22 protein-coding genes and 2 pseudogenes are annotated in these 23,806 nt (G+C 71.0%); 14 read left to right on the top strand and 10 right to left on the bottom strand.

What is annotated here, in order from left to right:
• The coding region (locus AB0I22_RS23170) for a winged helix-turn-helix transcriptional regulator (RefSeq protein WP_363132756.1) at positions 1–196 on the top strand (196 nt) is incomplete at its 5' end.
• Here AB0I22_RS23170 and AB0I22_RS23165 read toward each other — a convergent pair.
• The 3 genes and pseudogenes from AB0I22_RS23165 to AB0I22_RS23155 all read right to left on the bottom strand — a co-directional run bounded on the left by AB0I22_RS23165 (position 115) and on the right by AB0I22_RS23155 (position 3,201).
• Positions 115–1,260 carry an NlpC/P60 family protein gene (locus AB0I22_RS23165; RefSeq protein ID WP_363132755.1) on the bottom strand — a complete coding sequence of 382 codons (1,146 nt, stop codon included), beginning with the start codon at positions 1,258–1,260 and terminating at the stop codon, positions 115–117. The genes AB0I22_RS23170 and AB0I22_RS23165 overlap by 82 nt on opposite strands.
• A 164-nt stretch (positions 1,261–1,424) precedes the next feature.
• A pseudogene (locus AB0I22_RS23160) lies at positions 1,425–2,441 on the bottom strand (chitinase); the annotation flags it as partial.
• 493 nt (positions 2,442–2,934) lie between these two features.
• Positions 2,935–3,201: a hypothetical protein gene (locus AB0I22_RS23155; protein WP_363132754.1), complete on the bottom strand. Its 267-nt coding sequence runs from the start codon at positions 3,199–3,201 to the stop codon at positions 2,935–2,937.
• Positions 3,202–3,309: 108 nt separating this feature from the next.
• Here AB0I22_RS23155 and AB0I22_RS23150 point away from each other — a divergent pair, with 108 nt between their 5' ends.
• Both AB0I22_RS23150 and AB0I22_RS23145 read left to right on the top strand, forming a co-directional pair.
• Positions 3,310–3,468: a hypothetical protein gene (locus AB0I22_RS23150; RefSeq protein ID WP_363132753.1), complete on the top strand. Its 159-nt coding sequence runs from the start codon at positions 3,310–3,312 to the stop codon at positions 3,466–3,468.
• 160 nt (positions 3,469–3,628) lie between these two features.
• Positions 3,629–5,032, top strand: a complete 1,404-nt coding sequence (locus tag AB0I22_RS23145; RefSeq protein ID WP_363132752.1) for an MFS transporter — start codon at positions 3,629–3,631, stop codon at positions 5,030–5,032.
• A gap of 97 nt (positions 5,033–5,129) precedes the next feature.
• Here the strand turns inward: AB0I22_RS23145 and AB0I22_RS23140 are convergent, their stop codons facing one another.
• Positions 5,130–5,906, bottom strand: a complete 777-nt coding sequence (locus AB0I22_RS23140; RefSeq protein ID WP_363132751.1) for a TetR/AcrR family transcriptional regulator — start codon at positions 5,904–5,906, stop codon at positions 5,130–5,132.
• Between the two features lie 97 nt (positions 5,907–6,003).
• Positions 6,004–6,966 carry a diiron oxygenase gene (locus AB0I22_RS23135; protein WP_363132750.1) on the bottom strand — a complete coding sequence of 321 codons (963 nt, stop codon included), beginning with the start codon at positions 6,964–6,966 and terminating at the stop codon, positions 6,004–6,006.
• A 158-nt stretch (positions 6,967–7,124) separates the two neighbouring features.
• Between AB0I22_RS23135 and AB0I22_RS23130 the strand changes: the two genes are divergently transcribed.
• Together AB0I22_RS23130 and AB0I22_RS23125 are read left to right on the top strand one after the other, a co-directional pair.
• Positions 7,125–8,255 carry a ferritin-like domain-containing protein gene (locus AB0I22_RS23130; RefSeq protein WP_363132749.1) on the top strand — a complete coding sequence of 377 codons (1,131 nt, stop codon included), beginning with the start codon at positions 7,125–7,127 and terminating at the stop codon, positions 8,253–8,255.
• Positions 8,256–8,683: 428 nt separating this feature from the next.
• Complete coding sequence (locus AB0I22_RS23125) at positions 8,684–9,415, top strand: hypothetical protein (protein ID WP_363132748.1); 732 nt, start codon at positions 8,684–8,686, stop codon at positions 9,413–9,415.
• A gap of 87 nt (positions 9,416–9,502) precedes the next feature.
• Here the strand turns inward: AB0I22_RS23125 and AB0I22_RS23120 are convergent, their stop codons facing one another.
• The gene (locus tag AB0I22_RS23120) at positions 9,503–10,867 is read right to left on the bottom strand and encodes a hypothetical protein (protein WP_363132765.1); all 1,365 of its coding nucleotides are present in this window, start codon (positions 10,865–10,867) and stop codon (positions 9,503–9,505) included.
• A gap of 501 nt (positions 10,868–11,368) precedes the next feature.
• Between AB0I22_RS23120 and AB0I22_RS23115 the strand changes: the two genes are divergently transcribed.
• The 7 genes from AB0I22_RS23115 (at position 11,369) to AB0I22_RS23085 (ending at position 15,977) form a co-directional block, all read left to right on the top strand.
• Positions 11,369–11,803, top strand: coding sequence for a hypothetical protein (locus AB0I22_RS23115; RefSeq protein WP_363132747.1), 435 nt, complete (start codon positions 11,369–11,371; stop codon positions 11,801–11,803).
• A 9-nt stretch (positions 11,804–11,812) separates the two neighbouring features.
• Positions 11,813–12,850 carry a hypothetical protein gene (locus AB0I22_RS23110; RefSeq protein ID WP_363132746.1) on the top strand — a complete coding sequence of 346 codons (1,038 nt, stop codon included), beginning with the start codon at positions 11,813–11,815 and terminating at the stop codon, positions 12,848–12,850.
• Positions 12,851–13,414: 564 nt separating this feature from the next.
• On the top strand, positions 13,415–14,017 hold the full coding sequence (locus AB0I22_RS23105) for a DUF5753 domain-containing protein (protein ID WP_363132745.1): 603 nt from the start codon (positions 13,415–13,417) through the stop codon (positions 14,015–14,017).
• Between the two features lie 10 nt (positions 14,018–14,027).
• Positions 14,028–14,234, top strand: a complete 207-nt coding sequence (locus AB0I22_RS23100) for a DUF397 domain-containing protein (protein ID WP_363132744.1) — start codon at positions 14,028–14,030, stop codon at positions 14,232–14,234.
• A gap of 11 nt (positions 14,235–14,245) precedes the next feature.
• Positions 14,246–14,449: a DUF397 domain-containing protein gene (locus AB0I22_RS23095; protein ID WP_363132743.1), complete on the top strand. Its 204-nt coding sequence runs from the start codon at positions 14,246–14,248 to the stop codon at positions 14,447–14,449.
• A gap of 220 nt (positions 14,450–14,669) precedes the next feature.
• The gene (locus tag AB0I22_RS23090) at positions 14,670–15,452 is read left to right on the top strand and encodes a polysaccharide deacetylase family protein (RefSeq protein ID WP_363132742.1); all 783 of its coding nucleotides are present in this window, start codon (positions 14,670–14,672) and stop codon (positions 15,450–15,452) included.
• Between the two features lie 9 nt (positions 15,453–15,461).
• Positions 15,462–15,977 (top strand): GNAT family N-acetyltransferase, encoded by a 516-nt coding sequence (locus AB0I22_RS23085; protein WP_363132741.1) that lies wholly within the window; start codon positions 15,462–15,464, stop codon positions 15,975–15,977.
• 7 nt (positions 15,978–15,984) lie between these two features.
• Here the strand turns inward: AB0I22_RS23085 and AB0I22_RS23080 are convergent, their stop codons facing one another.
• The 4 genes and pseudogenes from AB0I22_RS23080 to AB0I22_RS23065 form a co-directional block, all read right to left on the bottom strand.
• Positions 15,985–16,773, bottom strand: a complete 789-nt coding sequence (locus AB0I22_RS23080) for an ATP-binding cassette domain-containing protein (RefSeq protein WP_363132764.1) — start codon at positions 16,771–16,773, stop codon at positions 15,985–15,987.
• Positions 16,774–16,980: 207 nt separating this feature from the next.
• The gene (locus AB0I22_RS23075) at positions 16,981–18,435 is read right to left on the bottom strand and encodes a penicillin-binding transpeptidase domain-containing protein (RefSeq protein ID WP_363132740.1); all 1,455 of its coding nucleotides are present in this window, start codon (positions 18,433–18,435) and stop codon (positions 16,981–16,983) included.
• Positions 18,432–19,847 carry an FtsW/RodA/SpoVE family cell cycle protein gene (locus tag AB0I22_RS23070; RefSeq protein WP_363132739.1) on the bottom strand — a complete coding sequence of 472 codons (1,416 nt, stop codon included), beginning with the start codon at positions 19,845–19,847 and terminating at the stop codon, positions 18,432–18,434. Before AB0I22_RS23070 ends, AB0I22_RS23075 begins: the two co-directional genes overlap by 4 nt.
• A 281-nt stretch (positions 19,848–20,128) precedes the next feature.
• A pseudogene (locus AB0I22_RS23065) lies at positions 20,129–21,004 on the bottom strand (LysR family transcriptional regulator); the annotation flags it as partial.
• A gap of 97 nt (positions 21,005–21,101) precedes the next feature.
• Here AB0I22_RS23065 and AB0I22_RS23060 point away from each other — a divergent pair.
• Together AB0I22_RS23060 and AB0I22_RS23055 are read left to right on the top strand one after the other, a co-directional pair.
• The gene (locus tag AB0I22_RS23060) at positions 21,102–22,319 is read left to right on the top strand and encodes an MFS transporter (protein ID WP_363132738.1); all 1,218 of its coding nucleotides are present in this window, start codon (positions 21,102–21,104) and stop codon (positions 22,317–22,319) included.
• Complete coding sequence (locus tag AB0I22_RS23055) at positions 22,316–23,602, top strand: cytochrome P450 (protein WP_363132737.1); 1,287 nt, start codon at positions 22,316–22,318, stop codon at positions 23,600–23,602. The genes AB0I22_RS23060 and AB0I22_RS23055 overlap by 4 nt, the downstream gene beginning before the upstream one ends.
• The last annotated feature ends 204 nt before the right edge of the window (positions 23,603–23,806 follow it).

The following is a 23,806-nucleotide window of genomic DNA, read 5'->3' as shown; positions in this document are numbered from 1 at the left end:
GGATCGCGAAATTCTGTTTCATCTCCGCCGCGACGGCCGTCTGACCAACGTCGAGCTGGCCAAGCGGGTGCGGCCGTCTTCACGGCCGCACCCCTGTGGTTTTCTGCCGTACGGTCAGCGCTTCGGCGCCCCGGCGGAGCCGTACCCCGTGTCCGACCCGTTCGCGGCGCCCGCCGGCAGTTTCGGCGGCTTGTAGCCCTTCACCGGCTCCTTGCCCTGGTCCGGGCGTACCGCGCCGAGCAGCGGGTTCGCCGCTATGGGCGACACCTTCACCTTCGCGCCGGGCCGCGGCGCCTGCACCACCAGCCCGTCCCCTATGTACATCGCGACGTGGGTCGCCCCCTTGAAGTAGACGACCAGGTCGCCGGGGCGCAGCTCGTTCAGCGGCACCCGCGGCAGCGACTTCCACTGCTCCTGGCTGGTCCGCGGGATCGGGTCGCCCGCGTGCGCCCACGCCTGCGAGGTGAGGCCCGAGCAGTCGAAGGAGTCCGGCCCGGTCGCGCCCCAGACGTAGGGCTTGCCGAGCTGCTTGAACGCGTACGCGACGGCGGCCTCGCCGTCCTTCGAGGGGGCCCGCGACGACCCGCCCAGCGAGCCGGACGCCAGCAGCTTGTCCTGGGCGGCGCCGATGTCCTTCTGCTCCAGCCGCTGGAGCTCGGCGAGCTGATCGCCGGTCAGCGACGCGAGCATCTGCTCGACCTCGTCGAGCCGCTGCTTGACCGTGTCGCGCTGCTTCTTCTGGGTGGCGGCGAGCGTCTCCTGGACGTCGAGGGCGGCCAGCGCGTCGGTCGCCAGCTGGTCGGCCTGCTGCTCGCCGCCGGTCAGCCGCTCTATCATCGCGGCCCGCCGGCCGGCCTCGCGCTTGAGCTGGTGGCCCTGGTCCAGGGCCTCCTGCGGGTCGCGGCTGAGCAGGAACCGCACGTACGGGGAGAGGGCGCCGGTGCCGCCGCGGTACTGCTCGCGGGCGAGCCGGCCGGCGTCGTTCTTGCTGTTGGCGAGCGCGACCCGGACGTCGGCGAGCTCGCTGTCGAGCTTGTCGACCCGGGCCCGCTGCTTCTTGAGCTTCTCCTCGGTCCCGTTGTACTTCTCCGTGGCCTCCTCGGCCTTCTGATACAGCGTCTGGAGCTGGGTGAGGAGCTCGCTGACCGGGGCGTCCGGCGGGGCCTTCGGTGACGCGAAGGCCATGGGCGCGGGCAGAGCGAACGCCGCCGTGGCGACCACCGCCGCCGTGCACACCGACCGTACGAACCGTCCGGACACGATTACCTCCATGAGTGGGCTAGATCAATGGCCTAGATCATTTGGCCCAGGAAGGGATCGTGCCATGACCAATGCTATTAATGGCAGTGGTACGGGCGATTCCGCCCGACCTCGCCACTGAATGGCCGCCTTCGCGTCACCTGACCAGCGGTAGCCGTGGGGCGTCAGCGCCGGTAGTACGTGTCGAAATTCTTGGAGAACTCCCGCTTGTTGAAGGAGTCCCAGTTCACCGACCAGGCCATCAGCCCGCGCAGCGCGGGCCAGGTCCCGTGCGTGGCGTAGCCGCCGCACGAGGTCTTCTTGGTCAGGCAGTCGAGCGCTTTGTTCACCTCGCCGGGCGCGGTGTGGCCGTTGCCCGCGTTCGGGCTGGCGGGCAGGCCGATGGCGACCTGGGAGGGCTTCAGGGCCGGGAAGACGTTGTTCTTGTCGCCCGCGACGGGGAAGCCGGTGAGCAGCATGTCGGTCATCGCGATGTGGAAGTCCGCGCCGCCCATGGAGTGGTACTGGTTGTCGAGCCCGGTGATCGGGCCGGAGTTGTAGTCCTGTACGTGCAGCAGCGTGAGGTCGTCGCGCAGGGCGTGGATGACCGGCAGGTACGCGCCCGCGCGCGGGTCCTGGCCGCCCCATTTGCCCGAGCCGTAGTACTGGTAGCCGAGCTGCACGAAGAAGGTCTCCGGCGCCATGGTGAGCGTGAAGCCCGCGCCGTACTTCGCCTTCAGGGTCCGGACCGCCGAGATCAGGTTCACGATGACGGGGGTCTTGGGGTTCTTGAAGTCCGTGTCGCCGTTGTCGAGGGAGAGCGAGTGCCCCTCGAAGTCGATGTCCAGACCGTCGAGCCCGTACCGGTCGATGATCGAGCCGACGGACCTGACGAAGGCGTCGCGGGCGGCGGCGGTGGTCAGCCGGACCTGGCCGTTCTGGCCGCCGATGGAGATGAGCACCTTCTTGCCCGCCGCCTGCTTGGCCTTGATGGCGGCCTTGAACTCGTCCTCGGACTCCACGTTCGGACACTCGCTCTTGGGGCAGCGGTTGAAGCGGATGTCGCCTGAGGTGGTGGAGGTCGGCTCGCCGAAGGCGAGGTCGATGACGTCCCAGCTGTTCGGGACGTCGGCCATCCGCACATAGCCGGAACCGTTGGCGAAACTGGCGTGCAGATAGCCCACGAGCGCGTGCTCGGGGAGGGCGGTCGCGGCCGTCGTACGGGCGTCGGGGCGGGGGGCCGCGTGGGCCGTGGGGAGGTACGCGGCGGTGGACAGCAGGGCGGTGGCGGCGACGGCCGCCAGCGAGGCGGACAGCGTTCTCTCGCGCAGGGGCATGGGGGGTGCTCCTTGGTGTCGACGGCGGTACGGGTGGTGGGGGCGTGCCGGTCGAGCGTTCGGGAGAGGGGACCGCCCTCGCAGGGGAGGGACCGGCCCCGGTCCGGCCCCGGGCGCGGCAGGTACGGAGCCTTCGGACACGGAGCCAGGGAGTTCGCCAAGGCGGACCCCTCTGGTCAAGCAATAAACCGGTCTGGACCACTGGTGTCAATGGTCCGGACCAAACCTGGGGCGGCTCGGCCGCCTGCCGTCAGCCGCTTCCCCGGGGGCGCGGTGGCCGGGCGTCAGCCGCTCGGTCGGGAGGCATTTTGGGAGGCCCGCCGTCAGCCGCTCGCTCGGAATGCCGGGCGGCCCGGCGTCAGCCGCTCTTCGTCCACGGCCACTTCAGGTTGCGCGGCGGCCGGCCCTGCGGCGCGTACTCGTACCGCCAGCCGCGCGGCAGCCCCAGCCGCTTCGTCGTACCGGCCGGCGCCCGCAGATAGACGTGCACGGTCGGCGGCCGTCCGTCGTCGTTCGGCACCGGGATCTCGTACGACTTCGGCGGCTGCCCGGTGGCTCCCACCAGCACCGGCAGCACGCGCCCGTCCAACGGCCCGCCCACGAACAGGGTGTCTTCGCTTCTCACCGCACCAGTCTCCGTCAGCCCCGCTCGTTCCCGGGGTCCTCCCCGGGGATGAGATGTGCGGGGACGGCGGTCGCGGTAGCTGTGCCGGCCACGGATAGAATGGCGCTCATGCTGGCCCAGCTGATGTCCGAGGCGACAGGCCGCGCCGAGCGCGCGGTCCGCTCCGGCACGGCCGGGTACTCGCGCGGCCGCCGCGCCATCGACCGCCGTCCGGCCGGCCTGGTGTGGATCTCCAGTCGTCGGCCCGTGATGGCTTCCGGCGTCTGACGCACGCGTCTGTCCGCGGTCCTGTGGTCCTGCGGTTCTGTGGTCCCGCGGTTCTGTGGTTCCGCGCGTCCGGACTCTCGTCTCCATCACCTCCGCGTCCTCCGCACACCTTGCCGTGGCGGCCGCCGCGCGCGCCGCCATGCCGATGGAACGAAGATCCATGCACTCCCTCAGCACACGATCCCCCCTGCCCGAACGCCGCCGCAGGTGGCTCGGCGTCGCCGTCATCTGCCTCGCGCAACTGCTCGTCGTCCTCGACGCCTCGATCATGAACGTCGCCATGCCGTCCGTGCAGCGCGCCCTGCACATCTCCGAGTCGACCCGCCAGTGGGGCGTGACCAGCTACATGCTGGCCTTCGGCGCGCTCCTGCTGCTCGGCGGCCGGGTCGCGGACCACACCGGGCGCCGCCGGGCGTTCATCGTCGGACTGGCCGGGTTCGCCGCCTGCTCCACGGTGGGCGGGCTGGCCGCGAACGGCCTGATGTTCTTCGCCACGCGCGCGGGACAGGGGGCCTTCGCCGCTCTGCTCGCCCCGGCAGCGCTGGCCCTGCTGTCCACCGCCTTCAGCGACCCGGCCGACCGGGCGAAGGCGTTCGGCTGCTACGGAGCGGTCTTCGGCGCCGGTTCCGCGGCGGGGCTGATCGCGGGCGGCGCCCTGACCGCGCTGGCCTCCTGGCGCTGGTGCATGTTCATCGCGGCGCCGTTCGCGCTGTGCGCGGCGGTGGCCGCCCCGCGCGTACTGGAGGAGAGCCGCACCGACGGCGCCCGCCGCTACGACCTGCCCGGCGCGCTCACCGCCGCGCTCGGCCTGGGCGGCCTCGTGTACGGAGTGAGCGCCGCCCAGGAACACGGCTGGAGTTCGGCGTGGGCGTGGGGCAGCTTCACGGCCGCGCTCGTCCTGCTCGCGACGTTCGCGCAGCTGCAACGGCGGGGCGGTGATCCGCTGCTGCCGCCGCGCGTCCTCGCCGACCGGCGGCGCGTGGCGGGGATGCTCGCGGTGGGCCTCGGCGGGCTGGCCGTCACCGGGATCTTCCTGCTCCTGAGCTACTACCTCCAGCGCGACCTGGGCATGTCCGCCCTGGCCACGGGGGTGTCCTCGCTGCCGTACTCGGCCGGCATGGCCGTCTCCGCCGCCCTCGGCGGACGCCTGCTGCCGCGCACCGGCCCGCTTCCGCTGATAGCCGGCGGGCTCACCGTCGCCGCCCTCGGCGTGCTGCTGCTCGCGCGGGTGAGCGGCGCGGACGACTACCTGACCGCCGTGCTGCCCGGCCTGCTGGTGCTCAGCCTGGGCGTCGGCGCGATGTTCTCCGCCGCCTCGGCCACCGCGCTGGACCGGGTGCCCGAACGGGACAGCGGCACGGCGGGGGCGGTGCTCAACTCCTTCAGCGAGATCGCCGGAGCCCTCGGCTCCGCCATCCTGGCCACTCTCGTGACCGCCGCCGGAACCGGCCCTTCGGCGGCCGTCCACGGCTACCGCACGGCGTTCGTGTTCAGCGCCGCGGTGCTCGTCGTGGGAGCGGTCGCGGTCGCGCTGCTGCTGCGGGAGCGGCGCGCAGCCGGTTAGCCGGGGCGAGCGGTTCGGGCTCGTGCGCTCGTACGGCCGGGGCGGCTCGTGCTCGTACCGTCCTGGCCGCTCGCGCCCGTACAGCGGGCCGCTCGCGTCAGAGCAGGTGCGCGGCCTCGGCCACCACCGGTATGACGGCCCGCGCGAGCCGGCCCGCCGCCCCGTCCGGCAGTTCCAGGGCGAGGGCGGCCCGCGTCACGCGGGCCGTCTGCTCGTCGCTCGCCGAGGTCGCCGTCAGCTGTGCGACGAAATGGTCCACGAGCCAGTCGCGCAACTCGCCCACCGGCGGCTGCTTCTCCTCGTCCAGCCAGATCAGGGAGGCCGCCTCGACGGCCGTTATCCACGTCCGCACCATCATCCGCAGCCGCGGGCCCGGCTCGGGGACCTGCAAGTGGGTGAGGATCTGGTCGGCGGCGGACCGCCGCACCTCGTCGACGATCGCGCCCGTACGGGACGTCTCCGCCACGCTCCCGCCCTGGAGCAGCGCGCTGAACCCCGCGTCATGCTCGTCGACGAACGCGAGGTAGCGGTCCAGGGCGGCGGCGAGCCGGTGGGTGAGGGGGCCGGTCTGCGGTACGGCGAAGCACAGTTCCAGCTCGTCGGCCGCGCTGCGCAGCGCGGCCTCGTACAACTGCTGCTTGCCGCCCGGGAAGTAGCGGTAGACCAGCGGCCGGGAGACCTCGGCCGCGGCGGCGACGTCGTCCAACGAGATGTCCTCGGGGGCGCGGTGGGCGAAGAGCCCCAGCGCGGCCGTGATCAGCTGCGCCCGGCGCTCCTCGACGCTGAGCCTGCGGTACGAGCCGCGCGCGACCGGACCTCGCCGCGTACCGCCTGATCTCGGGTCCAGTTCTTGGGAGGCGCGGCTGTTGCTCATACTCCGCAGCGTAACCGCCATGTCGGGACCGCGGTCGGGGCGGTGGGGCCGCGGGTGCGGGCCGGGGTCCGGGTATGCGGGCGGGCCGGACCAGGGGTCAGGCCAGCAGGCCCGAGCTGCGCCACAGCCGGCGGCCGAGGCCGCGCATGACGCCGATCTCGTCCAGGAAGTCGGTGAGCCGCTGCGCGCCCGCCTGCATCACCTCGCGGCGGTGGCCGCTCTCCTTCACCTGCCGGACGGCTTCGCGCCGGTCGAGTCCGACGTTGGTGTAGACGTCGGGGTTGACGAAGGCGATGGAGAAGATCCGGGCCGCCTCGCCGGAGCTGACGCGGGTCAACTCGGCCTCCCAGCGCGGGCAGGAGACCATCTGGCGGCGCAACTCCTCGCGCGCGTACCGGACATGCCGGGCCTCTTCCACGACGTGTATGCGGGTGACGCCGCGGACGATGGTCTGCACGCGCTCGTCGGGGAAGGTGAGCCGCTGCATGTAGTCGAGGATCTCCTCGCCGAGCAGCGTGCACGCGAACGAACCGGGCGTGGTGGAGACGGTCTTCAGGACGCGCGCCAGGTTGTGGTGGACGCGGGAGACCGGGTAGGTGGGCGCGCCGCCCTTGTCGATCATGCGGGCGAACATCTTGGAGTGCCGGCACTCGTCGGCTATCTCGGTGAGCGCGTAGCGGACGTGTGAGCTGGTCACGGGCTTGTCGTAGATGTGCCGGATCAGCAGCTGCATCAGGATGATCTCGAACCAGATGCCGAGGGAGGCGAGCGACGCGGCCTCGTGGCGGGAGAGTTCGAGGCGCTGCTCCCGCGACATCCGGTGCCACATCGGGGTGTCGTAGAGGGAGAGCAGCTCCGGCGGCCAGTACCACTTGCCGTCCTCGACGGGGGAGTCCCAGTCGAGTTCGGTGTCCGGGTCGAAGGAGTGCTTGGCGGAGGAGGCGAGCAGCCGCTCGGCGACCTGCTCGCGGTCCTTGAGGAGGCCGAGCGCGTCCCGCAGGACGGTGACATCGTGCTCGGACGCCGCCTCGGATGCGTTTTTTTCGGGAGCGGTGGTCATGGCTGAGGACACCTCATTGTCGGGTTACCCGCGGTCACCCTCTTATGAGACTGCTTGTCAGCAAGGCCGTCAATCCCTCTCGCGCAACTTGTTGACCCAGCGGTAACGGGCGTGTGAGCCTGCCAACGACCCTTGGTGCACGGGACGGGAGGCGTCGCATGCCGACACGGAAGCCGCTGCCACAGGAGTTCGGAGAGCGGAGCTGGGAGGTGCCCGCGAGCGGCGCGGCACGTTTCAGCTGGGAGGCGATGTACCCGGGCCGGCAGGACGGCTCCGGCCGGGAACGGCTCCTCGCCCTCTACCAGAAGGGCAAGGACAAGCAGTGGGACTCGGTCCGGCGCATCGACTGGGACCTGGAAGTGAACCCGTACGACCCGCTCGGCGTCCCCGACGAGAACATGACCATCTACGGCAGCCCGTACTGGGACCGGATGAGCGAGGCGAACAGGGCCGACCTGCGACGCCACTTCGGCTCCTGGCAGTTCAGCCAGTTCCTCCACGGCGAGCAGGGCGCGATGGTGTGCGCGGCCCGGATCGTGGAGTCCGCCCCGGACCTCGACGCGAAGTTCTACTCCGCCACCCAGACCATGGACGAGGCGCGGCACGCGGAGATCTACGGCCGGTTCCTGCACGACAAGGTCGGCATGGTCTATCCCATCAACGACAACCTCCAGGCGCTGCTGGGCGACACCCTCCGGGACTCCCGCTGGGACATGCCGTACCTGGGCATGCAGGTGCTGATCGAGGGGCTCGCGCTCGCCGCCTTCGGCATGCTCCGCGACACCACGGACAAGCCGCTGCCCCGGCAGATCCTCGCCTACGTGATGCAGGACGAGGCGCGGCACGTCGCCTTCGGGCGGATGGCGCTGCGCGACTACTACCGGCAGTTGAGCGACGCGGAGCTGCGCGAGCGCGAGGAGTTCGTCATCGAGGGCTGCTACCTGATGCGGGACCGGCTGCGCGGGGAGGAGGTCCTCACCAACTTCGGGATCCCCGAGCGGGAGGCCGCCGAACTGAGCGAGCGGTCGGAGTATCTCCAGCTCTTCCGGAAGCTCCTCTTCAGCCGCATCGTGCCGTGCGTCAAGGACATCGGCCTGTGGGGCGAGCGGCTCCAGCGCGCCTACGCCGACATGGGCGTCTTCGAGCTGGGCGACTCCAACCTGGACCTGCTCATGGCGCAGGACGAGGAGATCGCGGAACGGCTGGACACGCAGCGCTTCGAGGCGGAGGAGGCGGCGCGTACGGCGGAGGTGGCCGACGCGATCGCGCGCGGCGCGGCGGAAGCGTGATCACTGGATGACGAAAGGGGAGTGGTGACAGGGGAGTGACGGCCGGGGCGGAGGGCCCGGATGGGTGCCGAGGGGGTGACGTACCGTGCTCCTGCACGGGGATGAGCACTGAGGGGGACGCACCGATGTCGACACCGCCGCCACCGCCACCGCCGCCGCCCGGGCCTGGGCAGCAGGGACCGTACGGGCCGGAGGGGCAGCCGGCGCAGGGGCCGTACGGGCAACAGGCGCCGGGGCCGTACGGGCAGCAGCCGCCGCCACCTGCGGGCCCGCCGGCGCCTCCGGCGGGGGGCGGGCCGGGGTACGGCCAGGCTCCGTACCCGCAATATCCCCAGTACCCCCAGTACTCCCAATACCCTCAGCATCCCCAACAGGTCCCGCAGCAGGGGTATCCGCAGGGGTACCCGGCGGGGTGGGGGCAGCCGCCGATGCCGCCGCCGCGGCGCGGCATGGGCCCGGGCAAGATCGTCGCGATCGTCGCGGGGGCGCTGGCCGGGGTCGTGGTCCTGGGCGGCGTGGTGATCGCGCTGGCGTCGAACGGCGGCTCGTCGACGTCGTCGTCCTCCTCCCCGACGTCCTCTTCGTCTCCGTCACCGTCACTGTCTTCGTCTCCGTCGGGGTCCTCGGACTCGTCCTCGACCTCGGCGGAGTACCGGCTGACCGTCCCCAAGTCCCTGGCGGACGGCCAGTACACCCTGGCCAAGGACCTGACCAGCACGCTCGACGGCAAGCTGGGCGACCGCAACTCGGGCCCCAACGAGCGCGGCATGCGCAACGCCGGGGGCCAGTACATGTCCGCGTCCGGCAAGACGCCGACCACCCTGGTCTTCTCGGGCATGTACGGGGACATCTCCGACCCGGACGTGGCCGTGGAGAGCATGCTCAAGGGGGTCGGCGAGGCGGACGGGACCGAGGTCACCACGCCCGCCCGCGACATCACCCCGCCGGGCGCGGACGAGCCCGTGCGCTGCCAGGTGGTCAGCCTCAGCCGCGCCGGCCGGTCCGGCACCATGCCCGTATGCGCGTGGAGCGACCACAGCACCGTGGCCACGGTCCTGGAGACCGGCGGAGAGGCGAACGGCGCCGGCGCTCCGGACCTGAACACGTTGGCGAAGCGGGCGGCGGCGGTCCGGGACGAGGTCCGCGTCAAGGCTTCCTGAGCCGGACGGCGCGGGCCGCGCCCCGGGGGACGTACGGGCGGTACGGGCCACCGGAGCGGGAGGCCCGTACCCGGTGGGCGTTCTCGCTCAGGAGCCGAGCGGGAACCAGACGGCTCGCGACTTCTTCCACTCGGCGTGCGGCAGCTCCTTCGCCTCGGTGCCGTCGCCGTACAGGTCGGCGGAGCCGGCGTCCGTGATCACCTGCACCTTGGCGCCGGGCGCGGAGAGGTCGGGGACGTCGACGACGGCCTCCCAGCCGCCCGGGTCGGTGGTCGGCAGGTCGAGCCGCTTGACCGGCTTGTGCCCGGCGACGCCGTCCCAGGCGTACAGCGCGTACGGCTCGCTGTTGTCCTCCGCCGCCCAGGAACCGGCGACGATCAGGTACTGACCGGCGGCGTTGCGCCGGATGTCGCGGACGCTCAGGCCGCCGAGGTCGAGGGTGACGGGTTCGCCGAAGGTCGCGTGCACGGCGGCGGCGCCCTTGCCGGCCTTGGTGAGCTTGTCCATGTTGGTGACCGGTACGAGCAGCGCCTTGCCGCCCTTCTTCGGCGGCACCAGGGGCGCCCGGAAGCCGACGTAGGCGGTGCTGGAGCTGCCCGGCGCGAACTCCAGCCCCTCCACGTTGAAGCCGTCGATCTGCTTGGGCGCCTGGCCGTCGGCGGTGCCGTCGGCGAATCCGAAGCGGTCCCCGTGGTCCTGGTCCCACTTGACGAGGTCGTCGCGCAGCCCGTGGTACGAGCCGCCGAGCTTCAGCTCGGTGTCCGCGCCGGAGCCGGTGACGGTGGTGGTGAACAGCGTGGAGCGGTCCGGCTTCGGCTTGCCCTTCTTGCTGTTGCCCATGGACCCGGTCCAGTAGACGGTGTCCCCGACGCGGGTCGCGGCCTCGATGTCGATCTCCGATTCGACGCCGAGCTTCGAGCTGAAGTCCCAGGTCCTGACCGGCCCGCCGGAGGCGTCGCGGCGGTACAGCCGCAGGGTGTTGTTCTCGTCGTCCGCGACGACCATGTACCCGCCGCCGACGTCCACCGCGGCCGAGGAGTCGCTGGTCCCGGTGAGGTAGCGGGTGTCGGCGGCGGCGTCGTGCACCGCGCTGGAGGCGGCGTAGTGCAGGGTGGCGGTGGCGCTCTTCCCGCCCGCTCCCTCCACCTTCAGGGTCAGGTCGGCGTATCCCTGCCCGCGCGCCTTGACGGCCACCTGCCTGCTGCCGCCGCTGCCGGTGATCTGTACGTCCCCGGCCTTGGCGACCGAGTCGCGGGAACTGGCGGTGGCGCTGACCTTGAGCGCGTCACCGCCCGCGCCGCTCTGGGCCACGGTGGCCGTGACGGTGGGGTCGCCCGTGGCGCCGACCGCGCCGGACAGATAGCCGGTGGACAGCTTGATCGTCGGTTTCCCGGGGCCGGCCGCCGCGGAGGCCGGCAGCGTCAGAACGGCGGACCCGGCGGCGAGCGCCAGAGCGATGCCGCAGCCGAGGAACCGGTTGCGGCGCGAGGAGCGCGGGGTGGGGGAGAGCGCGGTGGGGGATGGCACGGTGGTCGACAACCCTTCGCCTGAACGGACGCCGGCGCCGGGCCCGACGAGCGTCGGACGTACCCGGCATCGGCTTGAGATCGAACCATGGGCCACGCCGCTCTCAACTGGCAAGACCATCACGGGAATTGGTCATTGCGTAACCTGCGGGCCACCTCCGGGCCACCGCTGCGGGCGCAGCCGCGGCTCCGGCATTTCCGGTGTTTTCGGTGCCCGCCATATCCCTATCCCGACCGCGACGGCCGCCCGAAAAGAGTGACGGGGATTACGCGCATTGCGTGCCGAATCGGGAACGGGGCGCCTTTCCCGCGGGCCGGCGGCAGGTGCGTACGGGCTGAACTCCGGGTTACCGTACAGGCGCGGACGTCCGCCGGGCTCATGGCTGGTGAACGGACGCTTGCACAGCGTGATCTGAACGGGGGAACGATGTCTTTTGACGATGAATGGGCTCAGCTCAAGGCCAATGCACAGGCCGAGCAGGCCACCGGTATGCGGCTCAATGGCGCGGGCGGCGGCGGACATGGAGCAAAAGGAAAGCTTCACGTGACGCCGTCCCTTCTGCGCGGCCGGGCGGACAAGGCCGAGAACGACGCGTCGAAGGAGTTCAAGGACGCCCACAAGGACGTTCTGGCCAAGACGGCGGAGATCCCCGGATCGCTGAAGGGATTCTCCTGCGACGGCGCATTCTCGGACTTCATCGAATCCTGGGAAAAGGGCGCGAAGTACGTGGCCGGGCAGATCGGCAAAGAGGGGCTGGGCGGGGCGTTGCGCTCGGCCGCGGATTCCTTCGAGACCGAGGACCACGAGCGGAAGCGAAGTTTCGAGAAGAAGTACACATACAAGCCGGGCGACGTCATCTAAGGGGGCGACATGTCAGTGAGTTATACGGACCTCAAGTCCGTGAACCTGGAGAAGCTCTCCTCGGCCGTCGACGCCTGGTCGCACCTGCCCAAGCGCGTGCACAAGGCCGCGAGGACCTTCGACACCCAGGTGGCGAAGGGGCTGGAGCGGTCGGACTGGGAAGGGGACACGGCGCAGGCCGCCTTCACGACCATCCGGGGGCTCGGGTACCAGCTCGACAACGCGGAGAACGAAGCCGGCAGCGTCCACAAATTCCTGAACAGCTGCCTCAAGTCGTTCCGCGCGGCGAAGAAGGGGCTGACCGACATCACGGAGGAGCTCGCGGGCCACGAGCACCTTTCGGTCAAGTCGAGCGACGGCTCCGTCTACGTGGACGAGGGCAAGGTGAAACCGGGTGAGCTCGCCGAGCTCAAAAAGGCCTACCAGCCCACCATCGAGGCCTACAAGAACCGGACCCGGCAGGCCCTTGAGGACGCCGACAAGACCGACTCCACCCTGCGGTGGGCGCTCCGGGACATGAAGCACAGCTACGACATCGGGTTTCTCCCCACGGCCCCGGTCAGCCTCGCCGAGGCGCGCAGCATGCGGAAGGAGCGCGGGCAGCAGAGCGACAAGAAGATCTCGCTCAAGGAACTCTCCGACGCCGAGATCCAGTCGAAGATCGACCACGCGGCGGACGGCAAGTTCGGCAATTCCACCATCAAGCCGGTAGCCGAATTCCTCAGCTACCGGGCATGGCTCAACAGCGCCGACAGCGTCCAGAAGCGCGACTGGGCCAGCGCCAAGTCGTACTTCATCGACGGCACACCGGCCTACGCGGCCGGCATGGAAGCCTCCCTCGTGGAAACCTCCGGCGGCCCGGGCCGCCACCGCAAACCGACCTTCATGAACAAGGCGGGCAAGTTCGGCGGCAAGGTCTTCGGCGTCCCCGCCGGCATCGTCGCCACCGGCCTGGACTTCTACTACACCCCGGCCCAGCACGCCTCCGAACGCCCCGACGCCAAGATCATGGCCCCCAAGGACCCGGGGAGAGTGCACTGGAAGTGAACGACCACCGCAAGGAACCGAGAGGGAGAGCCGCGCCCCGGCAGAGCCGGAGCACCCTGTCCGATGGACTGCTCGGAAACCACAGAACTCTCGTCCTGGGAATCCTGGCAGCCGTCGGAGGAATCACGGGCGCCATTGGCGCGGCGTCCTCGGGTACGGGAATCCTCAAGGTCCTGGGCCTCGCCGCGATCGGAATCGCGGGCCTGGCCCTGGCGGTGGGCTGGGTAGTCGCCTACTCGAAACGGTCCCCCGGAGCCCCGCCCCCTCGCCGCTGACGCCCGTACGGCCACCGGGCCGTGTGAGAGCGCCGCCGCACATGACGAAGCGTCGGCTCACCCGCCCCGGCTGCCGGTTCCCTCCCGTACCCCCAGCTCGAACCAGGTCGCTTTCCCCCTGCCCGGCCTGTGGCTGCACACGCCCCACGCGTCCGCGCTCCGCGAGATGAGCATCATGCCGCGCCCGTGCTCGTTCTCGACGGACGGCAGCTGACAGACGGGCAGCCCCGGTGCTTCGTCGTGTACGAGGACGCGGAGGCGGTGCGGGTCGTTCCACTCGTACCGCGACGTGCTGGCGCCCGCCGGGGCCGATCTCGCGGAGCTGGAGTCGCGGTCCAGTGTCCTTCGGACGCACGAGCCGCTCTTCGTGCCGGGGATGCTTCAGACGGAGGACTATGCGCGGGCGGTCATCTCGGTGTCCGAGCCCGACCCTCAACGGGTCGACCGGTTCGTAGCGTTCAGGTTGGCGCGACAGCGCGTGTTGGAGGGCGAGTCGTCCGTGTCCTATCGCGTGGTCATCCACGAAGGCGCGTTGCACACGCACATCGGCGGGCCGAAGACGATGCGTCGGCAGTTGCTCCGGCTGATCGAGGTGTCGCGACTGCCGAACGTATCCGTGCAGGTCTTCCCGTTCGAGTCCGGGGCGTACTCGGCGTACAGCCGGTCCTTCGCCATCTTCGGCGGCGGCACGCCCGAACTCAACACGGTCTACCTGGAACACCCGCAGAACTCGGTATTCCTGAGGGATGGAGAGGCTATCCGCGAGTACGCCATGATGTTCGAGACGCTGTCCGGTCTGGCGCTCGGCCCGGTGGACCCGGAGTCGACACCGGAATCACATGGGTCCCGCGATTCGCTGAGCCTCATCCAGCACGTGATGTACAGCCTGTAGAAGGAGACCGATGTCCGAGCTTGTTTGGCGCAAGTCCTCATTCAGCGGTGGAGGGAACGGCGAGTGCGTCGAGGTCGCCGCCGCCCCGAACGGACTGGCGCTCCTGCGGGAGAGTGACCAGCCCGGTGTCGTCATCGCTGTGCCGGTCGCCGGCTTGCGGGGACTGGTGCGGCGAATCAAAGGCGCTGAGTTCGACCACGGAATGGACGAACGGTAGGGGAGAGCCCGATGCCTGACCTGACCTGGCAGAAGTCGTCATTCAGCACTGGCGACCACGGCGAATGCGTCGAGGTCGCCGCCGCCCCCGGCGGGCTGGTGTTCCTGCGGGAGAGCGACCGCCCCGGCGATGTCTTGAGCGTCGCCCCCGTGGCGATGCGGATGCTGATGGCGCGCATCAAGGCCGGAGCCCTCGGCGGAGGCCGGGTCGGCTGATGGTTCGTTGAGTTCGTTGCCTGTGAGGCAATGTGAGGTGGAGGCCGCCAATTGGCGGCCTCCACGTATGTGGGAGGCAACTCCCGCCAGGTGACTCGTCACACACGCGAATTATTGGAACCAATGTCACCGCCCAGGGCATCTTGGGGAGAAGTAATGGGGAGCCGTACCGCGTTCAGTCCTGCCGTACTGAGACGCACAGAGGGAGTGGGACGTTCTCATGGCACGACTGACCGCCGGCCGGCGGCGTATGGCGATGGCGGTTGCCGCGGCTGTGGTCGCTACTGCGGGGATCACCGGGACGGTGGCTGTGGTCACGCACAGCTCCGGGGGTGACAAGGGACAGCAGCAGGTGCGGCAGGATGAGCCGGCGGCGCGGCCCGCGCCGCCGAAGAAGATTCCGCTCGATATCGTGCACGCCACCGAGAGCGGCGGGAAGGCCGTCAACATCACCATTGACGACGGGCCCGACCCCGTGTGGACGCCCAAGGTGCTCGAACTGCTCAAGCAGAACGGCGTGAAGGCCACGTTCTGCATGATCGGGCCGCAGGCCAAGGAGCACCCGGAGCTCGTCAAGAGGGTCGTGGCGGCGGGGCACCGGCTCTGTGACCACACCATCGACCACAACATAGCCATGGACCACCGCTCCGTCGGCTATCAGAAGCAGCAGATCCTGGACGCCCAGCAGATGATCGAGGGCGCGGCGGGCGGCGCGAAGGTGCAGTACTACCGGGCGCCCGGCGGGGCCTTCACCCCCGACAGTCGGAAGATCGCGGCAGCGCACGGCATGCGGCCCCTCGGCTGGAACATCGACACCAAGGACTTCGAGCACCCCGGCGTGCAGGGGATCATCAACACCGTCAAGCAGGAGCTGTCGAACGGGCCCACGATCCTCTTCCACGACGGCGGCGGGGAGCGCAGCGAGACCGTGGCCGCGCTCAACGAGCTGCTGCCGTGGCTCAAGGAGCAGGGGTACGGGTTCAGTTTCCCCCAGGTTCACTAAGATCTGATCATGGAGACCCACCGCATCCGGCCGTGCGCCGCCGACGAGTTGTCCGTTCTCCAGGACATCGAACGGGCCGGTGGGCTCGCCTTCCATGACATCGGCATGCCCGAGATCGCCGACGACGCGCCGCCCTCCCTCACCGACCTCGCCGGCTATCAAGAGGGCGGCCGGGCCTGGGTCGCGCTCGACGCCGACGGCAGGCCCCGCGCCTATCTCCTCGCCGATGTCGTCGACGGCGCCGCCCACATCGAGCAGGTGACGGTCCATCCGGACCTCGCCCGCCGCGGCGTCGGGCGCGCTCTGATCGAGCACCTGGCCCAGTGGGCGGTCGGGCGCGGGCTCCGCGCGCTGACCCTGACCACCTTCACCGAGGTGCCCTGGAACGCGCCGTACTACGAGCGGTGCGGCTTCCGGGCCCTCGCGGACGGCGAGCTGACGCCCGGTCTGCGCGAGATCCGGCGCCACGAGGCCGAGCACGGGCTCGACCGGTGGCCCCGGGTCTGCATGCGCCGCGAGCTGTAGCGACCGGCTAGCGCACCGCCGCACCCGACCTCGCCAGCCAGCGGCCCTCGTGCCGCGTCACCTCGATCGACCGGCCGAAGCAGCCCGTCATCCGCTCCGCCGTCAGCACCTCCTCCACCGGGCCCCGCGCCTGCACCCGCCCCTCCCGGAGCAGCAGCGCGTGGCCGATGCTCGGCGACAGCTCCTCCAGGTGGTGGGTGACCGTGACCGTCGCCAGTTCGGGGCGGCTCGCGGCCAGGCGGTGCATGGTGTCGATGAGGTCTTCGCGGGACGGCAGGTCGAGCGCGTTGAACGGCTCGTCGAGCAGGAGCAGCGCCGGGTCCGCCATCAGCGCGCGGGCGATGAGGATACGGGCGCGCTGGCCGCCGGAGCAGACGCCGTACGGGCGGTCGGCCAGCTCCTTGCAGTCCAGCTCGGCCAGCAGTTCGTGGGCGCGCTCGCGCACCGCGTCGTCGTACTTCCCCCACAGCGGCTGCACGGTCCCGGTCGCGCCCGTCAGCGCCACCGTGTGCCCGGTCGCGTCCAGCGGGACCTTCTGGGCGGAGGAGACCAGGCCGATCAGGGCCCGCAGCTCGCGCATGTCGACGCGGCCGAGCCGGTGGCCGAGGACCTCCACAGAACCCGTCGTGGGGTGCATGGTCGCGCCGATGAGCTTGAGGATGGTGGTCTTCCCGGCGCCGTTCGCGCCGAGGAGCGCCCAGTGCTCCCCGGACCGTACGGTCCAGTCGATCTCGTCGAGGATGATCTGGCCCGTGGTGTAGCGCCGGACGCCTACGTCGTCGAGGGCCGCCACCACGCGGCCGGTCTCCTCGGGCCGGCTGCTCTGGCCACTGTTCGTATCCTCCGGCGCACTCACCGCTCTGCCTCCTCGTGCCTACGCTGCTGTGCCACCGGAGGTTAGCTTCATGCTGCACCTTTTCGTCGGGTCGTCCGCTACGTGGACCCGGCGGCCGCACTCGGGCAGCCCCAGCCCCAGCGGCCCGACCCCAGCGGCCCCCGGCACTCAGCGCTTCAGCACCGCCTCCATCACCGACCTCGCGATCGGCGCCGCGCTCCCGCCCCCGCTGATGTCGGCGCGGTTCGCCGCCGCGTCCTCGACCACGACCGCCACGGCCACCCCCGGATCGTCCCCTTCTGCCTTGGCCCAGGAGATGAACCAGGCGTACGGGGTCCCCTTGTTGTCCACGCCGTGCTGCGCGGTGCCCGTCTTGCCGCCGACGGTCACGCCGTCGATCGCCGCGTTGGTGCCGGTGCCCTTGGTGACGACGTTCACCATCAGCTTCTGGAGGGTCTCGGCGGTGCCGGTGCTCATCGCCCGGCGCAGCGTCTGCGGGCTGGTGGTGGAGACGGTGTCGCCGTCCTTCGCGGTGATCTTGTCTACCAGGTACGGCTCCTTGATCTCGCCCCCGGAGGCGACCGCCGCCGAGACCATCGCCATCTGGAGCGGGGTCGCGGCGGTGTTGTACTGGCCGATGGCGGAGAGCGCGACCTGCGAGTCGTTCATCTCGCTGTCGAAGGTGCTCCGCACCACGGCCGACGGGATGCGCAGCCCGCCGTCGTTGAAGCCGAAGTTCCGGGCGGTGTCCACCATGCCGCCGAGCCCGACGTCCACGCCGAGGTGGGCGAAGACGGTGTTGCAGGAGACCTCGAAGGCATGGGTCAGCGTCGCGTTCTCGCAGCCGCCCGCCTCGTTCGTCAGCTTGGTGGTGGTGCCGGGCAGGGTGTACGGGCTCGGGGTGTCCGTCGCCGCGTCCGGGTCCTCGACCACGCCGTGCTCCAGGGCCGCGGCGGCGGTGACGACCTTGAAGGTGGAGCCGGGCGGGTAGACCTGCTTGAGCGCCCGGTTCAGCATCGGCTGGGAGTCGGCCCCGTTGAGCAGCGACCAGTCGCGCGTCACCGACGAGCCGGTGCCGGCGATCACGTTCGGGTCGTACGAGGGGGTGGAGGCCAGCGCCAGCACCTTGCCGGTCCTCGGTTCGATGGCGGCGACCGCGCCCCGCTTGCCGCCCAGCCCCTCGAACGCGGCCTGCTGCGCGGCGGCGTTGATCGTGGTGTGCACGTTGCCGCTGGGCTGCTGTCCGCGTGTGACCTCGTTCCAGAACGGCAGCGGCGCGAGGCGGGAGTCGGTGCCGGAGAGCACGCCGTCCTCCGCGTTCTCGATGAGCGAGGTGCCGTACGTCTGCGAGGCGTACCCGGTGACCGGCGCGTACAACGGGCCCTGGCGGTACGTGCGTTCGTAGCGCAACTGCTGGCCGCTGTCCTTGGAGCCGGTCACCGGCTTCCCGCCGACGAGGATGTCGCCGCGCGACTGGCTGTAACGGGCGATGGTCTGGCGGCGGTTGGCCTGGTTCTTGTCGTAGTCGTCGGCCTTGAAGACCTGGATGCGGCCGGCGTTGAGGAGCAGTGCCACCAGCAGGAGCAGGCAGAAGGCCGCGGCGCGCCGGATGTAGCGGATCACAGCTCGTCCTCCTCGAATCCGTACGGATCGTCCAGTGGCTCCGAGCCGGGCGCGCCGGCCGCGACGACGCCCGGCGCGGCCGGCGGGGGCGGTCTGCGCGCGCTGTCGCTGATCTTGATGAGCAGCGCGATGATGATCCAGTTCGTGACGACGGAGGACCCGCCCTGCGCGAGGAACGGCATCGCCATCCCCGTGAGCGGGATCAGGTCCATCACGCCGCCCGCGATCACGAAGACCTGGAGCGCGAGGATGGAGGCCAGGCCGATGGCGAGCAGCCGGCCGAAGGGGTCGCGCAGCGCCAGCCCGGCCCGGTAGCCGCGGGCCACCAGGAACGCGTACAGCAGGAAGACGACGGTCAGCCCGGTCAGCCCCAACTCCTCGCCGACCGTGGCCAGGATGAAGTCCGACTTCATCGCGAAGCCGATCAGATACGAGTGGCCCAGGCCCAGGCCCGTACCGAGGATGCCGCCCGCGCCGAAGGAGAAGAGCGACTGGGCGAGCTGGGAGGCGCCCCGGCCCGCGTCGATGGAGGCGAAGGGGTGCAGCCAGTCCTCCACGCGGCTGTGCACATGCGGCTCCAGCGAGCCGACGGCCACCGCGCCGACCGCGCAGAGCAGCAGGCCCACCGCGATCCAGCCGGTACGGCCGGTGGCCACGTACAGCATCACGACGAAGAGGCCGAAGAAGAGCAGCGAGGTGCCCAGGTCCCGCTCCAGTACGAGCACGCCGACGCTGGCCAGCCAGATAGCGACGACGGGGCCGAGCACCCGGCCGGTGGGCAGTTGCAGGCGGCGGATCTTGCGGCCGGTGTAGGCGAGGGCGTGCCGGTTGGCCGAGAGGTAGGCGGCGAAGAAGACCGCGAGCAGGATCTTGGCGAACTCGCCGGGCTGGATCGAGAACGCGCCTATCCGGATCCAGATCTTGGCGCCGTTGATGGCCGGGAAGCCGATCGGCACGACCATCAGGACGAGCGCGGCGACGACGAAGATATAGGCGTAGCGCTGGAGCAGCCGGTGGTCGCGGAGGAAGAGGACGACCGTGATGAACAGGGCGACGCCCAGCGTGGACCAGATGAGCTGGGTGGGTGCGGCCTTGTCGTGGGGGGTCCGGAGGTCGAGCCGGTAGATGAGGACCAGGCCGATGCCGTTGAGCAGGACGGCGATGGGCAGCAGCAGCGGATCGGCGTACGGGGCGCGGAACCGGACCACGAGATGCGCGAGGAGGGCGAGGACGCCGAGCCCCGCGCCGTAGCTCGCGGCGTCCTTGGGGACGGTGTCCTCGGCCGCCAGTCCTACGGCGATGTAGCCGTAGACCGAGATCAGCACGGCCACGACGAGGAGGACCAGTTCGGTGCCCCGGCGTTTGGGGAGCCGGAGCAAGGGAGGGGGAGCGTCTGCCGGCGTTGCGCTCATGGGCTGCAACCTAGCAAGTTATGCGACTTATGTCCCTTATGGATGTTGTTAATCGGCCCGCATGTTCCCTAGCGGGCGGGGGCCGGTGTCGCCGTGTCGTCGGGGTCCGAGGCGGGCTCGCCCAGGCCCGTACGCTCGCCGGTCCCGGTGCGGTCCCCTGCGTCCGCACGTCCGTCCACGGCTGTACCTTCGCCTGTGCCCGTACGCTCGCCTGTGCCCGTACGTCCGTCAGCGCCCGTACGGTCGTCCGCGCCGGAGTCCCCGCTCCGGGCCACCCCCGTCGCCACCGCCCGGTTGAAGGCCCGTACCCGCTCGGTCTCCGCGTGGCGGGGCCACACCACGCACAGCGTCGAGGGCGGCAGCCCCGTGACCGGCACGAAGACGATGTCGCGCCGCCCGTAGTACGCGGCCGTCGGCGCGCAGAAGACCATGGCGCCGCGCTCCGCCGCGACCGCCAGCAGCGCCTCCTGGTTCGTGCGCACCAGCGGGCCGCGCGGGATGGGGAGGCCGCCCGGGGTGGTCGGGGGCGCCATGAATTCGAGCCAGTACGCGGGGGCGGGGCCCGCGAAGCCGATGAGCGGGCCGCCCGCCAGCTCCTCCGCGCCGATGGACGCCCGGCGCGCGAACGGGTGCCGCACGGACACCGCCAGCGTCTGCGGCTGCGAGGGGAACACCGCGCCGACGACCAGATCCGGTTCCGCGACCGGCATCAGCACGATCGCCGCGTCCACCTCGCCGCGCCGCACCGCCCCGAACGGGTCGCCCAGGTCCACCTCGACGATCTCCACCTCGCAGTCGGGGTGCAGCGCGCGGAACGCCCGTACGGCCCCCGTGACCTGCTCGTCCACGTTGCCCTGGAAGCCGACGCGCACGACGCCCGCAAGGCCCCGGGCCGCCGCGCGGGCGCTCTCGACGGCGGTGTGCAGCGTGTCGTACGCGGGGCGCAGCTCCGCCAGGAAGCGGGCGCCGAGCGGCGTCAGCGCGACCCGGCGGCTGGTACGGTCCAGCAGCCGCGCCCCGATCCGGCTCTCCAGTGACCGCAGCAGCTGGCTCACCCGGCCCTGGGACACGTACAGCCGCTCCGCCGCGCGCCCGAAGTGCAGCTCCTCGCTCAGCGCGAGGAAGCACTCCAACTCCCGTATCTCCAGTCCGCCCACGCGCTACCGCCCCGTCGGTCCCATCGATTAGCCCACCTCATCCAAGGATGAGCCCTTCACTGTTGTTCCCGCCGCCGCGCGGGAAAAGGCTTGGGACATGTCACGCACCACCGAAGAACTCCCCACCGCACCGGCCGCGGCCACCCGCCGCGGCTGGCTCGCGGTCTTCGCTGTCGCCGTCGCCACCTTCGCGGACGTCACGAGCGAGATGCTGCCCATCGGGCTGCTCACCCCCATCGGCGAGGCGATGCACGTCACGGACGGAGTGGCCGGGCTGGTCGTGACCGTGCCCGGCATCGTGGCTGCGGTCTCGGCCCCCGCCGTCACCCTCGGCTGCGCCCGCGTCGACCGGCGGCTGCTGCTGTGCGCGCTCATCGCGCTGCTGCTCGCCGCCAACGCGGTCTCCGCCCTCGCCCCGAACTTCGCGGTGCTGCTCGCCGCCCGCGTCCTGGTCGGCGTCAGCATCGGCGGCGTCTGGTCGATCGTGGCGAGCCTCGTCGTACGGCTGGTGCCGGAGCGGAACGCGGGCACCGCCACCTCGCTCGCGTTCAGCGGCATCGCCGTCGCCTCCGTGCTCGGCGTCCCGGCCGGCACCCAGCTCGGCGAACTCGCCGACTGGCGCGCCGGGTTCACCGCCATGGCCGCCCTCTCGGCGGTGGTGCTGGCGGCGCTCTGGCTGACCATGACCCCGCTCCCGGTCATCCGGCCCGCGCGCCTGGACGACGTGCCCGCGCTGCTGCGCGACACCCGGGTACGCGGCACGATCATCGTCACGCTCCTCCTCGTGACCGGCCACTTCGCCGCCTACACCTATATCCGGCCGGTGCTGGAAGAGGTCTCCGGCATCACCCCGACCCTCATCAGCGGGCTCCTCCTCGGGTACGGGCTGGCCGGGGTCGCCAGCAACTTCCTGGCCGGCGCCCGGGCGATCCGCGACCCGCGCCGGACGCTGCTGGTCCTCACCGGGCTGCTGGCCGCGTCCGTCCTGCTCGCGCCCGTACTCGGCCGTACGCTGCCGGGGGCGATCGTCCTCGTGGTGGCGTGGGGCCTCGGCTACGGCGGGGTCTCCGTGACGGCCCAGACCTGGCTGCTGGCCCTCGCCCCGCAGGCCCGCGAATCGGCGTCGTCCCTCTTCGTCGCCGCCTTCAACGCGGCCATCGCGCTCGGCGCGCTCATCGGCGGCCGGGTGCTCGACGCCTTCTCGCTCACCGCCGTGCTGTGGTGCGGCGGCGCACTCGCGGCCTCCGCCCTCCTGGCGATGAGCCTGTCCGCCGGGGCGCGAAGGGGGCGGGACCGTGCAGTATTGCGCGCATGATGAACATTCGTACGCGTGTCAGCGCCTGGCTGACTCGTCGTTTTCTGGCAAATGTCCGCAAGGGTGGTTTTGATCTGTCCAAAGCGGGGCTCCTCCCCGAGTCCACGCTGATGCCGCTCCGCCGCACCGGCGTGGACCCGGTGCCCGAGCTGGGCGCTATGCGGGAAAAGTCCCCGATCACCAAGCTCTCCGTGCCGCTCAACATGAATGTGTGGCTCGTCACGGGATACGACGAGGCGCGCACGGTGCTCGGCCAGACCAATGGCTTCAGCAACGACTTCTCCAACCTCGTCGGCAACGCCGGCGTCACCGAGAACCACAACCCCGGCGGGCTCGGCTTCAGCGACCCGCCCGTCCACTCCCGGCTGCGCCGCCTGCTGACGCCCGAATTCACCATGCGGCGGCTCAGCAGGCTCACCCCGCGCATCCACGACCTCGTCGAGGAGCGGCTGGACGAGATGGAGGAGCTGGGCAAGGCGGGCGACCCGGTCGACCTCGTCCAGGCGTTCGCGATGCCGATCCCCTCGCTGGTCATCTGCGAACTGCTCGGCGTCCCGTACGAGGACCGCGAGGAGTTCCAGCGGCTGGGCACCACCCGCTTCGACCTCTTCGCCGGGGCGGACGCCTCGCTGGGCGCGATATCCGAATCGCTCTCCTACCTGCGTGACATAGTCAAGAAGCAGCGCGAGAACCCCGGCGACGGCCTGCTCGGCATGCTGGTGAAGGAGCACGGCGACGACATCGACGACGAGGAGCTCGCGGGCCTCGCCGACGGCGTGCTGACCGGCGGCCTGGAGACCACCGCCAGCATGCTCGCCCTCGGCACCCTCGTCTTCCTCAAGAACCCGGACCACCTCACCGCCCTCCGCGACGAGGACGCGGCCGTCGACCCCTTCGTCGAGGAGCTGCTGCGGTACCTGACGGTTGTTCAGGTCGCCTTCCCGCGCTTCGCCCGCGAGGACATGGAGATCGCGGGCGAGCAGGTCTCCGCCGGGGACGTGGTGCTCTGCTCCCTCAGCGGCGCCGACCGGGACTCCTCCCTCGGGTCCCACATGGACACCTTCGACCCCACCCGCCCCGCCGCCTCCTCGCACCTGGCCTTCGGCCACGGCATCCACCGCTGCATCGGCGCCGAACTGGCCCGCATGGAGCTGCGCGCCGCCTACCCCGCCCTGCTGCGCCGCTTCCCGGAGCTGCGGCTGGCCGTACCGGAGGAGGAACTCTCCTTCCGCAAGTACTCCGCCGTCTTCGGCCTCGACTCGCTGCCGGTCCACCTGCGCTGACGGGCGGGTCGGGCGGCTCCGCGAGCGGAGCCGGGCCGCCGACGGACGGCCTGTCAGCGGGGGCGGGCCGTACGGAACGGAGCGAGCGGAGCGGTACGGAGCGGAGCGGGACCGAGGCGGGAGCGTGCGGTGCCAGGTGCCGGAGGGGCCTCGGAGGCCGGAGGGAGCGCCGAGGCCCGGGGGAGGGCGGAACGGCGGAGTCCC

Source organism: Streptomyces sp. NPDC050610 (assembly GCF_040654875.1).
Classification (GTDB): Bacteria; Actinomycetota; Actinomycetes; order Streptomycetales; family Streptomycetaceae; genus Streptomyces.
Note: the sequence above shows the minus strand (reverse complement) of the source record. Positions and strands in the feature narration are given on the sequence as shown.